Source organism: Rahnella sp. R3(2024) (assembly GCF_042920125.1).
GTDB classification, from domain to species: domain Bacteria; phylum Pseudomonadota; class Gammaproteobacteria; order Enterobacterales; family Enterobacteriaceae; genus Rahnella; species Rahnella rivi.
This window is the reverse complement of sequence record NZ_JBHGBU010000001.1, coordinates 1,729,359-1,741,673: the sequence shown is the minus strand read 5'-3', so window position 1 is coordinate 1,741,673 and position 12,315 is coordinate 1,729,359. Positions and strand designations below refer to the sequence as shown.

Below are 12,315 nucleotides of genomic sequence, written 5' to 3'. Positions count from 1 at the left end.
GCAGATGGCTAAGCAACCGGGGTTAGATTTCCAAAGTGCCAAGGGTGGACTAGGCGAACTGAAGCGCAGACTTTTGTTTGTTATCGGTGCGTTGATTGTTTTCCGTATCGGCTCTTTTATTCCGATCCCTGGTATTGATGCCACTGTACTTGCCAAATTGCTCGAACAGCAAAGAGGCACCATCATTGAAATGTTTAACATGTTCTCTGGTGGTGCTCTTAGCCGTGCTTCTATCTTTGCTCTGGGAATCATGCCGTACATTTCGGCATCGATTATTATCCAGCTCTTAACGGTGGTTCATCCGGCGTTAGCAGAAATTAAGAAAGAAGGGGAGGCTGGCCGTCGTAAGATTAGTCAGTATACCCGCTACGGTACGCTGGTATTGGCAGTGTTTCAGTCGATCGGTATTGCTACCGGTCTTCCGAATATGCCTGGTATGCAGGGCTTGGTGTTAAATCCAGGCTTTGCGTTCTACTTTACTGCAGTGGTGAGCTTAGTTACCGGGACAATGTTCCTGATGTGGCTGGGTGAACAGATTACTGAACGAGGTATCGGTAACGGTATTTCAATCATTATCTTTGCAGGTATCGTAGCGGGTCTCCCGCCAGCAGTTGCCCATACTATCGAACAAGCTCGGCAAGGCGACCTGCACTTCCTCCTGTTGCTGTTGGTTGCAGTTTTAGTGTTTGCAGTGACTTTCTTTGTGGTGTTTGTTGAACGTGGCCAACGTCGTATTGTCGTTAACTACGCTAAACGCCAACAAGGTCGTCGTGTTTATGCAGCACAGAGCACGCACTTACCGTTGAAAGTGAATATGGCTGGGGTCATCCCTGCAATCTTCGCTTCCAGCATAATTCTGTTCCCTGCCACGATTGCATCATGGTTTGGGGGCGGGACTGGTTGGAACTGGCTGACTACGATTTCGCTGTATTTGCAGCCTGGACAACCGCTTTATGTGTTACTCTATGCGACTGCAATCATCTTCTTCTGTTTCTTTTATACTGCGCTGGTGTTCAACCCGCGTGAGACAGCAGATAACCTGAAGAAGTCCGGTGCATTTGTACCAGGAATTCGTCCGGGAGAGCAAACGGCGAAGTACATCGATAAAGTAATGACTCGCTTAACCTTAATTGGTGCGATGTATATTACTTTCATCTGCCTTATCCCGGAGTTCATGCGTGACGCGATGAAAGTTCCATTCTACTTTGGTGGTACTTCTCTACTCATCGTAGTCGTTGTCATTATGGACTTTATGGCTCAAGTGCAAACTCTGATGATGTCAAGTCAGTACGAGTCTGCATTGAAGAAAGCAAACCTGAAAGGCTACAACCGCTAATCTGGTGCGTTTGAGAAGTTACGGAGAGTAAAAATGAAAGTTCGTGCTTCCGTCAAGAAATTATGTCGTAACTGCAAAATTGTTAAGCGTAACGGTATCGTTCGCGTAATCTGCAGCGCAGAACCGAAGCATAAACAGCGTCAAGGCTGATTATCTCGCATATTTTTCTTGCAAAGTTGGGTTGAGCTGGCTAGATTAGCCAGCCAATCTTTTGTATGTAAGCAGCAATACTATTTGAGTATCCTGAAAACGGGCTTTTCAGAATGGTATTGCCGTATATAAATAGTAGGAGTGCATAGTGGCCCGTATAGCAGGCATTAACATTCCTGATCAAAAACATACCGTGATCGCATTAACTTCGATCTACGGCATCGGTAAAACCCGCTCACAGTCTATCTGTGCTGCATCCGGTATTGCTGAAAATGTTAAGATCAGTGAGCTGTCTGAAGAGCAAATCGAAAAACTGCGTGACGAAGTTGCCAAGTTCATTGTTGAAGGTGATCTGCGTCGTGAAGTCACCCTGAGCATCAAGCGTCTTATGGACCTTGGAACTTATCGTGGTTTGCGTCATCGTCGTGGTCTTCCAGTACGCGGTCAGCGTACCAAGACTAACGCACGTACCCGTAAGGGTCCGCGTAAACCGATCAAGAAATAATCGGGGTGATTGAATAAATGGCAAAGGCACCTGTTCGTACACGTAAACGTGTAAGAAAACAAGTCTCTGACGGCGTGGCTCATATCCATGCTTCTTTCAACAACACCATTGTTACCATTACCGATCGTCAGGGTAATGCTTTGGGTTGGGCAACAGCTGGTGGTTCCGGTTTCCGTGGTTCTCGTAAATCCACTCCGTTCGCAGCTCAGGTTGCAGCAGAGCGCTGCGCTGACGCAGTGAAAGAATACGGTATCAAGAATCTGGAAGTTATGGTTAAAGGACCTGGTCCTGGTCGTGAGTCTACTATCCGCGCGTTAAACGCGGCTGGTTTCCGCATCACTAATATTACTGATGTGACTCCTATCCCTCATAACGGTTGTCGTCCGCCGAAAAAGCGTCGCGTATAACGCTGCTTTTAGGTTTGTTGGAGAGAGAAAATGGCAAGATATTTGGGTCCTAAGCTCAAGCTTAGCCGTCGTGAGGGCACAGATTTATTCCTTAAATCTGGCGTTCGCGCGATCGATACCAAGTGTAAAATTGAACAAGCTCCTGGTCAGCATGGTGCGCGTAAACCGCGTCTGTCTGATTACGGTGTACAGTTACGTGAAAAGCAAAAAGTTCGCCGTATCTTCGGTGTTCTTGAGCGTCAGTTCCGTAACTATTATAAAGAAGCAGCACGCCTGAAAGGCAACACCGGTGAAAACCTGTTGCAACTCCTGGAAGGTCGTTTGGACAACGTTGTTTATCGTATGGGCTTCGGCGCTACTCGTGCGGAATCGCGCCAGTTAGTTAGCCACAAAGCTATCATGGTAAACGGTCGCGTTGTTAACATCGCTTCTTATCAGGTATCTCCGAATGACGTTGTCAGCATCCGAGAGAAAGCTAAAAAGCAATCTCGTGTGAAGGCCGCTTTGGAGTTGGCTGAACAGCGTGAAAAGCCGACTTGGCTTGAAGTTGATGCTGCTAAGATGGAAGGTGTGTTCAAGCGTATGCCTGAACGTACTGATCTGTCTTCCGACATTAACGAACACCTGATCGTCGAGCTTTACTCTAAGTAAAGCTTAGTACCAAAGAGAGGACACAATGCAGGGTTCTGTGACAGAGTTTCTAAAACCGCGCCTGGTAGATATCGAGCAAGTCAGTTCGACGCACGCCAAGGTGACCCTTGAGCCTTTAGAACGTGGCTTTGGCCATACTTTAGGCAACGCACTGCGCCGTATTCTGCTTTCATCCATGCCGGGTTGCGCGGTGACCGAGGTTGAGATTGATGGTGTACTGCATGAGTACAGCACCAAAGAAGGCGTACAGGAAGATATCCTGGAGATCCTGCTCAACCTGAAAGGGCTGGCGGTGAGAGTTCAAGGGAAAGATGAAGTTATTCTTACCCTGAATAAGTCTGGCATTGGCCCTGTGACTGCAGCCGACATTACCCATGATGGTGATGTCGAAATCGTCAAGCCGCAACATGTCATCTGCCATCTGACCGATGAGAACGCAGCTATTAGCATGCGCATCAAAGTTCAACGTGGTCGTGGATATGTACCGGCGTCTGCCCGAATTCATTCGGAAGAAGATGAGCGCCCAATTGGTCGTCTGTTAGTAGATGCATGCTACAGCCCTGTAGAGCGAATTGCCTACAATGTTGAAGCAGCGCGTGTAGAACAGCGTACTGATTTGGACAAGCTGGTTATCGAAATGGAAACCAACGGTACGATCGATCCTGAAGAGGCGATCCGTCGTGCGGCAACCATTCTTGCTGAACAACTTGAAGCTTTCGTTGATTTACGTGATGTACGTCAACCGGAAGTCAAAGAAGAGAAGCCGGAATTCGATCCAATCCTGCTGCGCCCTGTTGACGATCTGGAATTGACTGTCCGCTCTGCTAACTGCCTTAAAGCAGAAGCAATCCACTACATCGGTGATCTGGTACAGCGTACCGAGGTTGAGTTACTTAAAACACCTAACCTGGGTAAAAAATCTCTTACTGAGATCAAAGACGTACTTGCGTCCCGTGGTTTGTCACTAGGCATGCGCCTGGAAAACTGGCCACCAGCAAGTATTGCTGACGAGTAACCGGATCACAGGTTAAGGTTTTACTGAGAAGGATAAGGTCATGCGCCATCGTAAGAGTGGTCGTCAACTGAACCGTAACAGCAGCCACCGACAGGCTATGTTCCGTAACATGGCCGGCTCTTTGGTTCGTCATGAGATCATCAAGACGACCCTGCCGAAAGCGAAAGAGCTGCGTCGCGTTGTTGAGCCGCTGATTACTCTTGCCAAGACCGACAACGTTGCAAATCGTCGTCTGGCATTCGCCCGTACTCGTGATAACGAGATCGTGGCAAAACTGTTTAATGAACTGGGCCCGCGTTTCGCGAGCCGTGCCGGTGGTTACACTCGTATTCTTAAGTGTGGTTTCCGTGCAGGCGACAATGCGCCGATGGCATACATCGAGCTCGTTGATCGTGCAGAGTCAAAAGCAGAAGTAGCAACTGCTGAATAATCTGTAGATGCATGAAAAAACCGGGCTTGCCCGGTTTTTTTACATCTAAAATTTATCCCTTCCAAAATTTCTTTCTCTGCGCCATTCTGAATTACCCTTGTTTTCGCGCTACTCTGTACTAATGAATCACATTTAATGTTGGCGAGGCTTTGCCATGTTTTTGGTTGATCAATGGGTGGAAAAATACATCAAAGAAGCGAGTGCTAGAGGCGAGTTCGAAAACTTATCCGGTAAAGGCAAGCCATTGGTTTTAGATGATGACAGTGCGGTGCCTGTAGAACTCCGGGTTGCTTATCGTATTCTCAAGAATGCGGGGTATTTACCTCCTGAGTTGCAAGATCGTAAGGAAACTCTCGAGTTAGAACATATGCTTAGATGCTTGGCGCCGAATGATCCAGAGTTGTGCGTCATTGAGAAGCGCCTTCAACTGCTCAAGTTAAGATTGCAACGGTCGGGCATGAATACAGATTTTATTGATGGGTGTTATAACGACGCCATTAGAGGGAAATTTAAAGGTGAGTAAACATGTTTAAAATTGGCGAATTAGCCCGGCTCGCAAATGTTTCGAATGATACTGTTCGCTACTATGAAAAGCAGGGGATGATGAGTTCAGCACAACGTGACAGTTCGGGGTATCGTCAATATGATGACAATGATCTGCAAAGACTGCGCTTCATTCGGTACGCCAAATCAACAGGCTTCACTCTGGAAGCGATCAGAGAATTACTGTCGATTCGAATTGACCCCGCTCATCATACCTGCCAGGAGTCAAAGTCGATTGTTGAGGAGCGGCTTGCAGAAGTTGAGCTCAAATTGAAGGAGCTTGAGCGCATGAAAGAATCGCTTCAGAGGTTGAGCAAGGCGTGCTGCGGTTCTTCACACTCAAGCATCAGCTGTTCTATCCTCGAAGCTTTAGAGGACGGGGCTGGAAAAGTGACATTGAAATCCCTTTCACATGAAGAATGAACGCAGTATGATGCGGCGGTATTTTAGGCAGTTAATGATTGAACTGAGGAATTTATGAGTAACTACAAGCACCAAAAAGGCATTATTCAGGAAAATGCGTTACAAGCACTTTTGCATGATCCGCTCTTTAAGCAGCGAATAGAAAAGAATCTGAAGGGAAAAGGCAGCTACCGTCGCAAAGAAAAAAATGGAAAAGGGCGTTATCTGGAGGGCAGTGTTGAGTGTTTTACGAATATTCAACACTGCCCTTCATAAGTAAGCCCGAATGAGGGTTCTGAGTCCCTTAGAACTTCGGTGTCTGTTGCTCTTTTAACAAGTCACGTATTTCTGCTAACAGTGTTTCTTCTGCGGTCGGTTTAGGCGGTGCAGCGGGTACATCTTCTTGTTTCCGACGCATCTTATTCATCAGTGTAATCGCACAAAAAATGGCTAATGCAACAATAATGAAATCAAAGATGTTCTGGATAAAGACACCGTAATGCATCACAACGGCAGGTACTGTGCCCTGCGCTTCCCGGAGTACCAGAGTAAACTGTTTGAAATCAACGCCACCGATAAGTAATCCCAGTGGCGGCATAATAATATCAGCAACCAGTGATGATACTATTTTCCCAAATGCGGCACCGATGATGACACCTACAGCCAGGTCAACCACGTTGCCTCGCATGGCAAACTCACGAAACTCTTTCATAAAACTCATAAAATTCTCCTTGGCAAATTCAACAATTGTGTCAAACAAAGTAAAGACCATTTGTCGCGTCTTCGCTACAAAACTTAGCTTCAGAAATCTATTTTAAACAAAACCTGTCGAGCTGTGTGCGTTATAAGAAGAACGGACTTGGCTGGAACAAACGCTCAACGTCTCTGACAAACTTCTTGTCAGTGATGAACATAACGACATGATCACCTTGTTGTATCCTGCTGTTTCCGTTAGCAATGATGACTTCATTACCGCGAACAATAGCCCCGATCGTTGTGCCAGGCGGAAGCTTAATTTGTTCGACAGTACGGCCAACTACCTTTGACGTAGTTTCATCGCCATGCGCAATCGCTTCGATCGCTTCAGCTACTCCCCGGCGCAATGATGAAACGCTCACAATATCCGCTTTTCTCACGTGACCCAGCAGAGCTGATATGGTGGCTTGTTGAGGTGAAATAGCGATATCAATAACGCTGCCTTGAACCAGGTCGACATAGGCGCTGCGTTGAATAAGCACCATGGCTTTCTTAGCGCCCATACGTTTGGCAAGCATGGCGGACATAATATTGGCTTCATCGTCATTGGTGATCGCGATGAATACATCTACTTGTTCGATGTGTTCTTCTGCCAGCAATTCCTGATCGGAGGCATCACCGTAAAACACGATAGTGTCTTGCAGAAGTTCCGCCAGTTCAGCGGCACGTTGCTGATCCCGTTCGATGAGTTTTACGCTGTAATTTTTCTCAAGCTTTTGTGCCAGCCCAGCTCCAACGTTACCACCACCCACAATCATGATTCGTTTGTAAGGCTTTTCAAGCCGCTGAAGTTCACTCATAACCGCACGTATGTGCTGAGAGGCAGCGACAAAGAACACTTCATCGCCTGCTTCTATAATTGTAGAACCCTGGGGACGTATCGGACGTTCGTGGCGGAATATCGCAGCAACGCGGGTTTCAATATGTGGCATGTGCTCACGCATTGATGAAAGGGCATTTCCCACCAGCGGACCACCGTAATAGGCTTTTACCGCAGCAATGCTGACTTTACCTTCGGCAAAGTTTACGACCTGAAGTGCGCCTGGATACTCAATCAGTTTGTAGATGTAGTCCGTGACTAACTGCTCAGGAGAAATCAAATGATCAATGGGCACCGCTTCAGGATTGAAGAGCTTTTCCGATTCACGGATATATTCAGTCGAGCGTATTCGGGCAATGCGATTGGGTGTGTTGAATAATGAATACGCTATCTGACAGGCCACCATATTAGTTTCATCAGAGTTTGTGACTGCCACTAACATATCGGCATCTTCGGCACCGGCTTCGCGTAAAACACGCGGGTGAGAGCCATGACCCTGCACGACGCGCAGATCGAACTTGTCCTGGAGCTGACGTAAACGGACGGTATTAGTATCAACAACGGTAATATCGTTGTTTTCGCCTACCAGGTTTTCGGCGAGCGTTCCGCCAACTTGCCCGGCACCGAGAATGATTATTTTCATATGACTCTCTGCTTTGCCTAAAAAGTATCAGCCTGAGTAGATAGCGCTAATGCAGACGTTTAACGTTTAATCAGTTTAGCGTAATAGAAGCCATCGCCGTCTTCAGCATGAGGCAGATTTTGTCGGCCTGGTTTGTCAGCTGAACCGGTTTCAACCAACATTGCATCGGGATGTGTTTGTAAAAAAGCAGAAATTTGTTCGCTGTTTTCATCTGGCAGAATTGAGCAGGTGGCATAAACCATCACACCCTGACTTTTCAGTCGCGGCCAGACGGCTTCCAGAATTTCTTTTTGCAGTTTTGCGAGTTCCGCAATATCACTATCACGGCGCAGCCATTTGATGTCCGGATGTCTGCGAATAACACCGGTAGCGGAACATGGAGCATCGAGAAGAATTCTATCGAAGACACGGTCGCCAGCCCAGTTTTGTGGCTCGCGGCCGTCACCTTGTTTGACTTCAGCACTCATTTTAAGACGCTGGAGATTCTCATGGACCCGTTTTAGTCGCTGCTCATCCACATCGATGGCTAACACATGCGCTTTAGGCGCTGCTTCCAAAATATGTGTGGTTTTTCCGCCCGGGGCGCAGCATAAATCGAGGATCATTTCTCCATCCTGCGGATCCAGCAGATCAACGCTACCTTGTGCCGATGCATCCTGAACTGTCACCCATCCTTCTGCGAATCCTGGCAGCAGGTTCACCTGGCAAGGTGTAACCAGACGAAGTGCATCGCGATACTCGTCATGCGCAATCGCCTCAATCTGAGCTTCGCTCAAAAGGTGCAGATACTCATCCCGGGTATGATGCAGACGATTGACGCGTAACCACATCGGTGGTCTTTGGTTATTAGCATCAACGATATTTTCCCATTCTGCGGGATAGGCTTTCTTCAGACGATTTAACAGCCAGCTTGGGTGCAAATGACGGCTGTCATTATTAGCCATTTTCGGAAGTAACTCTTCCTGCTGTCGCTGGAACTGACGCAGAACACCGTTGATCAGACCTTTTAATTGTGGACGTTTGAGTGCTACAGCACCGTCAACGGTTTCTGCCAGAACGGCGTGTGCTGGGATACGGGTATGGATCAGCTGGTATAAGCCAACCATCAGTAAATAATGCAGAGTCCGTTGTTTACCCGTTAATGGTTTTGCCATGAGTTGCTGCAAACACCATTCCAACTGAGGTAAAACCCTCAGCGTACCGAAACACAATTCCTGCAGTAATCCGCGATCTTTATCTGAGATGTTTTTCTGCAAACCGGGAAGAACGGTGGAAAGCGACAGACCTTTGTCTAATACCTGGCTAATAGCTTGCGCTGCAATACTACGGAGATTATAGGCTGTTTTCATAGTCAAAGAAGCTGAACAATATCAGCATTATCATGGGGATAAGGCCCGGCATTAAGCCGGGCGTAGTCGTAATGGTCAGGCTAAACGAGTGCCTGCGATAAACCATTCACGACGAGAGTTCAGCAAGTCCTGCGCGGACATGGCTTTTTTACCCGAAGGCTGGAGTTGGGTGATATTCAGGATACCGCTGGCGGTCGCAATCTGTATCCCTTTTTTATCTGCGGCGATAATGGTGCCCGGTAGCGCACCAGTTTCATCGGGCAAAGTTTCTGCCAGCCATACTTTCACCGGTTGGTCGTCAATCATGAAATAACTGACTGGCCACGGGTTAAAGGCACGGATGCAACGTTCAAGTTGCTCAGCAGAAAGCATCCAGTCTAAGCGAGCTTCTTCTTTACTGAGTTTTTCTGCATAAGTGACATGCGCTTCATCCTGAACTTCCCGAAGAGCAGTGCCCTTTGCCAGCTGGTGTAGCGTTTCAAGCAACCCAGATGGGCCGAGTAATGCCAGTTTGTTATAAAGTGATGCGCTTGTATCTTCAGGCAAGATATCGCACTCGACCTTATGCAGCATGTCGCCGGTGTCCAGTCCCACATCCATCTGCATAATAGTGATGCCCGTTTTAGTATCTCCGGCCCACAGCGAACGTTGGATCGGTGCCGCACCGCGCCAGCGTGGAAGCAGAGAACCATGCACATTGATGCATCCCAGTCTCGGCATTTCCAGTACGGCTTTAGGCAAAATCAGCCCATAGGCAACAACGACCATGATGTCCGCTTCTAATGCGGAAACCAGCGTCTGATTTTCTTCGGGCCGCAAAGATTTAGGCTGGAAAACCGGAATGTTGTTGGCCTCTGCCAGCATTTTTACCGGGCTCGCAGTCAGCTTATTGCCACGGCCAGAGGGGCGATCAGGTTGGGTGAATACACCCACAACCTGATGTTCAGATGTCAAAAGCGCGTCAAGATGACGCGCTGCAAAATCGGGTGTACCGGCAAATATAATCCGCAAAGCAGTATCCTGTGTTACACGAATATTAGTCAGGCCGGGCGTTCAGCTTGGCCATCTTTTCCATTTTCTGACGGATGCGCTGACGTTTCAGTGGAGATAAGTAATCCACAAACAATTTACCGACCAGATGATCCATTTCATGTTGAATGCAGATCGCCAGCAAGTCGTCAGCTTCCAGTTCGAAGCTTTTGCCTTCACGATCCAGAGCACGAATTTTCACTTTCTCAGCGCGTGGAACAAGGGCACGTTGATCTGGAATCGACAGGCAGCCTTCTTCAATGCCCGTTTCGCCGCTTTTTTCCAGCAACTCAGGGTTGATGAGCACCAGGCGCTCGTCACGATTTTCAGAAACATCAATGACAATAATACGCTGATGGATGTCGACCTGAGTCGCAGCCAGACCAATGCCTTCCTCTGCATACATGGTTTCGAACATATCATCCACGATTTGCTGGATTTTGGCGTCAACTACTTTGACCGGTTTTGCAGTAATGCGAAGCCGCTCGTCTGGGAAATGTAATATCTGTAATACGGACATATTTTTCTGGATCTTTATTCAATTGATTGAAGATATATAGTTTCTATTCTAGACATTTCTCGCTCCGATTGACAGCATCCTATGCCAATTGAATCACTCGCTAAAAGGCATTGAAACGGAGCGCAGTAATGACACTACAGGAAGTATGGATACGTTTGTCTGCGGTGAAACGGCTCAGCGCTCATCGTGCTGGAGGGATTATCCAGGCTCTGTTTAGTCGGGGGGATTACACGAGGTCCGGGCTTTCTGGTTGCGGACTTTCACCGGAGCAGATAGATGATTTCCTTCAAATCAACCGGCAATGGCTTTTAGCATCCCTGAAGTGGCTGGAAGGTGATAACCGCCATCTGGTTACCTTTAACAGTGAGTTTTATCCGCCTTTATTGGCACAGATATCGTCACCTCCGTTAATTCTTTTTGTCGAAGGACAAGCTGGACTGTTGTCATCCCCGCAGATTGCTATGGTTGGAAGTCGCCACTTCACCCATTATGGTGATCACTATGCGCAGGTTTTTGCCGGTGGATTAGTTTGCAGCGGGTTTACCGTCACGAGCGGACTTGCTCTGGGGATAGATGGTATCAGCCATAAAGCCGCTCTGGATTCAGACGGAAACACTGTTGCTGTGCTGGGTAGCGGATTAATGAACCGCTACCCAGCACGTCATTCCAAATTAGCCGACCGCATTCTGGCGCAAGGAGGCGCTCTGGTGTCTGAGCATTTAGTCTCCATGCCTCCCATTGCCGCACACTTTCCTCGCCGAAATCGGATTATCAGTGGCCTGAGCGTGGGCGTTTTGGTGGTTGAAGCGACGCTGCGCAGTGGCTCGTTAATCACAGCCCGCTTTGCGCTGGAGCAGGGCAGGGAAATATTTGCTTTACCGGGACCGCTGGGCAGTCTGACTTCAGAAGGAACGCACTGGCTTATCCGCCAGGGTGCTTATCTGGTCACCGAACCCAAGGATATCGCCGAGCATATGGGCAGCGGGTTGACATGGTTTCCGGCGCCTGTGGACTCATCATTGCGGCAAATTCCGCAGGATGAGGAAAAATGTGCCTCAGAGGCGATTTTTTATGCACAAGATGACGAAGTTGAATTGCCATTTGCTGATGTGTTGGCTAACGTAGAATATGAGGTGACATCTGTTGACGTCGTCGCCGAACGTGCCGGCCAACCTGTGCCAGAAGTGGTAGGTAAACTACTCGAGCTGGAGTTAGCAGGATGGATCGCAGCTGTATCCGGCGGCTATGTCCGAATTAAGAGGGCAGGCCATGTTCGACGTACTAATGTACTTATTTGAAACTTACATTCACAACGAAGCGGAGATGAATGTTGACGAGGATAGGTTAACGGATGACTTGACCGAGGCTGGTTTCCACCGGGCCGATATTCACAATGCGTTGAATTGGCTTGAAAAACTTGCGGATATGCAAGAGGGCGGAACCCCATCTTACATGCTGGATTCTGATCCTTCAGCATTACGAATCTACACCGATGAGGAAACAAACCGGTTAGATTGCATGTGTCGTGGTTTTTTATTGTTCCTCGAACAGATCAAAGTGTTGAATTTCGATACCAGGGAGATGGTTATCGATCGTGTTATGGCTCTGGACACTGAAGAGTTCGATCTTGAAGATCTTAAGTGGGTCGTGCTGATGGTTCTCTTTAATATTCCCGGACATGAAAGTGCGTATCAGCAAATGGAAGAGCTGTTATTTGAAGTTAATGAAGGTTATCTGCACTAACAGATAACAGGTAAAA

17 protein-coding genes are annotated in these 12,315 nt (G+C 47.9%); 12 read left to right on the top strand and 5 right to left on the bottom strand.

Translation table 11 applies throughout. From position 1 onward, the window contains the following. The first annotated feature begins 4 nt into the window (after window positions 1–4). From secY to ABSH60_RS07825, 10 genes are all read left to right on the top strand, one after another. Window positions 5–1,336: a preprotein translocase subunit SecY gene (gene secY / locus ABSH60_RS07870; protein ID WP_034793668.1), complete on the top strand. Its 1,332-nt coding sequence runs from the start codon at window positions 5–7 to the stop codon at window positions 1,334–1,336. 33 nt (window positions 1,337–1,369) lie between these two features. Beyond that, complete coding sequence (rpmJ, locus tag ABSH60_RS07865; protein WP_012768118.1) at window positions 1,370–1,486, top strand: 50S ribosomal protein L36; 117 nt, start codon at window positions 1,370–1,372, stop codon at window positions 1,484–1,486. Window positions 1,487–1,634: 148 nt separating this feature from the next. Next, complete coding sequence (gene rpsM / locus ABSH60_RS07860) at window positions 1,635–1,991, top strand: 30S ribosomal protein S13 (RefSeq protein ID WP_013573704.1); 357 nt, start codon at window positions 1,635–1,637, stop codon at window positions 1,989–1,991. 17 nt (window positions 1,992–2,008) lie between these two features. After that, window positions 2,009–2,398: a 30S ribosomal protein S11 gene (gene rpsK / locus ABSH60_RS07855; protein ID WP_004929731.1), complete on the top strand. Its 390-nt coding sequence runs from the start codon at window positions 2,009–2,011 to the stop codon at window positions 2,396–2,398. A gap of 30 nt (window positions 2,399–2,428) precedes the next feature. Then, window positions 2,429–3,049, top strand: a complete 621-nt coding sequence (gene rpsD, locus ABSH60_RS07850; protein WP_056778049.1) for a 30S ribosomal protein S4 — start codon at window positions 2,429–2,431, stop codon at window positions 3,047–3,049. Window positions 3,050–3,074: 25 nt separating this feature from the next. Further along, window positions 3,075–4,064 carry a DNA-directed RNA polymerase subunit alpha gene (locus ABSH60_RS07845; RefSeq protein ID WP_002919219.1) on the top strand — a complete coding sequence of 330 codons (990 nt, stop codon included), beginning with the start codon at window positions 3,075–3,077 and terminating at the stop codon, window positions 4,062–4,064. Between the two features lie 40 nt (window positions 4,065–4,104). After that, the gene (gene rplQ, locus ABSH60_RS07840; RefSeq protein ID WP_013573706.1) at window positions 4,105–4,494 is read left to right on the top strand and encodes a 50S ribosomal protein L17; all 390 of its coding nucleotides are present in this window, start codon (window positions 4,105–4,107) and stop codon (window positions 4,492–4,494) included. A gap of 154 nt (window positions 4,495–4,648) precedes the next feature. Beyond that, entirely contained in the window at window positions 4,649–5,017 is a 369-nt protein-coding gene (locus tag ABSH60_RS07835) for a DnaJ family domain-containing protein (RefSeq protein WP_390973437.1), read from the top strand. A gap of 2 nt (window positions 5,018–5,019) precedes the next feature. Continuing rightward, window positions 5,020–5,460: a Zn(2+)-responsive transcriptional regulator gene (zntR, locus tag ABSH60_RS07830; RefSeq protein ID WP_056778056.1), complete on the top strand. Its 441-nt coding sequence runs from the start codon at window positions 5,020–5,022 to the stop codon at window positions 5,458–5,460. 54 nt (window positions 5,461–5,514) lie between these two features. Beyond that, entirely contained in the window at window positions 5,515–5,715 is a 201-nt protein-coding gene (locus ABSH60_RS07825) for an alternative ribosome-rescue factor A (protein ID WP_056778060.1), read from the top strand. A gap of 28 nt (window positions 5,716–5,743) precedes the next feature. Here the strand turns inward: ABSH60_RS07825 and mscL are convergent, their stop codons facing one another. From mscL to def, 5 genes are all read right to left on the bottom strand, one after another. Continuing rightward, window positions 5,744–6,160: a large-conductance mechanosensitive channel protein MscL gene (gene mscL, locus ABSH60_RS07820; RefSeq protein WP_056778064.1), complete on the bottom strand. Its 417-nt coding sequence runs from the start codon at window positions 6,158–6,160 to the stop codon at window positions 5,744–5,746. 121 nt (window positions 6,161–6,281) lie between these two features. Next, window positions 6,282–7,658, bottom strand: coding sequence for a Trk system potassium transporter TrkA (trkA, locus tag ABSH60_RS07815; RefSeq protein ID WP_056778068.1), 1,377 nt, complete (start codon window positions 7,656–7,658; stop codon window positions 6,282–6,284). Between the two features lie 59 nt (window positions 7,659–7,717). Further along, the gene (gene rsmB / locus ABSH60_RS07810) at window positions 7,718–9,007 is read right to left on the bottom strand and encodes a 16S rRNA (cytosine(967)-C(5))-methyltransferase RsmB (protein ID WP_390973436.1); all 1,290 of its coding nucleotides are present in this window, start codon (window positions 9,005–9,007) and stop codon (window positions 7,718–7,720) included. Window positions 9,008–9,082: 75 nt separating this feature from the next. After that, the gene (fmt, locus tag ABSH60_RS07805) at window positions 9,083–10,042 is read right to left on the bottom strand and encodes a methionyl-tRNA formyltransferase (protein ID WP_205965117.1); all 960 of its coding nucleotides are present in this window, start codon (window positions 10,040–10,042) and stop codon (window positions 9,083–9,085) included. A gap of 1 nt (window position 10,043) precedes the next feature. After that, window positions 10,044–10,556 (bottom strand): peptide deformylase, encoded by a 513-nt coding sequence (def, locus tag ABSH60_RS07800; RefSeq protein WP_056778079.1) that lies wholly within the window; start codon window positions 10,554–10,556, stop codon window positions 10,044–10,046. A 128-nt stretch (window positions 10,557–10,684) separates the two neighbouring features. On the opposite strand from def, the gene dprA reads away from it, so the two are divergent. Together dprA and ABSH60_RS07790 are read left to right on the top strand one after the other, a co-directional pair. Further along, window positions 10,685–11,854 (top strand): DNA-protecting protein DprA, encoded by a 1,170-nt coding sequence (gene dprA, locus ABSH60_RS07795; protein WP_390973435.1) that lies wholly within the window; start codon window positions 10,685–10,687, stop codon window positions 11,852–11,854. Then, the gene (locus tag ABSH60_RS07790) at window positions 11,826–12,299 is read left to right on the top strand and encodes a DUF494 family protein (protein ID WP_390973433.1); all 474 of its coding nucleotides are present in this window, start codon (window positions 11,826–11,828) and stop codon (window positions 12,297–12,299) included. Before dprA ends, ABSH60_RS07790 begins: the two co-directional genes overlap by 29 nt. Window positions 12,300–12,315: the final 16 nt, after the last annotated feature.

Bases quoted from the DNA above. Each gene is read 5' to 3' on its own strand.
- rsmB (WP_390973436.1), bottom strand. From the start codon at position 9,007: ATGAAAACAGCCTATAATCTCCGTAGTATTGCAGCGCAAGCTATTAGC.
- rpsD (WP_056778049.1), top strand. From the start codon at position 2,429: ATGGCAAGATATTTGGGTCCTAAGCTCAAGCTTAGCCGTCGTGAGGGC.
- ABSH60_RS07845 (WP_002919219.1), top strand. From the start codon at position 3,075: ATGCAGGGTTCTGTGACAGAGTTTCTAAAACCGCGCCTGGTAGATATC.
- dprA (WP_390973435.1), top strand. From the start codon at position 10,685: ATGACACTACAGGAAGTATGGATACGTTTGTCTGCGGTGAAACGGCTC.
- mscL (WP_056778064.1), bottom strand. From the start codon at position 6,160: ATGAGTTTTATGAAAGAGTTTCGTGAGTTTGCCATGCGAGGCAACGTG.
- secY (WP_034793668.1), top strand. From the start codon at position 5: ATGGCTAAGCAACCGGGGTTAGATTTCCAAAGTGCCAAGGGTGGACTA.
- def (WP_056778079.1), bottom strand. From the start codon at position 10,556: ATGTCCGTATTACAGATATTACATTTCCCAGACGAGCGGCTTCGCATT.
- rpsK (WP_004929731.1), top strand. From the start codon at position 2,009: ATGGCAAAGGCACCTGTTCGTACACGTAAACGTGTAAGAAAACAAGTC.
- ABSH60_RS07825 (WP_056778060.1), top strand. From the start codon at position 5,515: ATGAGTAACTACAAGCACCAAAAAGGCATTATTCAGGAAAATGCGTTA.
- ABSH60_RS07790 (WP_390973433.1), top strand. From the start codon at position 11,826: ATGTTCGACGTACTAATGTACTTATTTGAAACTTACATTCACAACGAA.
- trkA (WP_056778068.1), bottom strand. From the start codon at position 7,658: ATGAAAATAATCATTCTCGGTGCCGGGCAAGTTGGCGGAACGCTCGCC.
- rpmJ (WP_012768118.1), top strand. From the start codon at position 1,370: ATGAAAGTTCGTGCTTCCGTCAAGAAATTATGTCGTAACTGCAAAATT.
- ABSH60_RS07835 (WP_390973437.1), top strand. From the start codon at position 4,649: ATGTTTTTGGTTGATCAATGGGTGGAAAAATACATCAAAGAAGCGAGT.
- zntR (WP_056778056.1), top strand. From the start codon at position 5,020: ATGTTTAAAATTGGCGAATTAGCCCGGCTCGCAAATGTTTCGAATGAT.
- rplQ (WP_013573706.1), top strand. From the start codon at position 4,105: ATGCGCCATCGTAAGAGTGGTCGTCAACTGAACCGTAACAGCAGCCAC.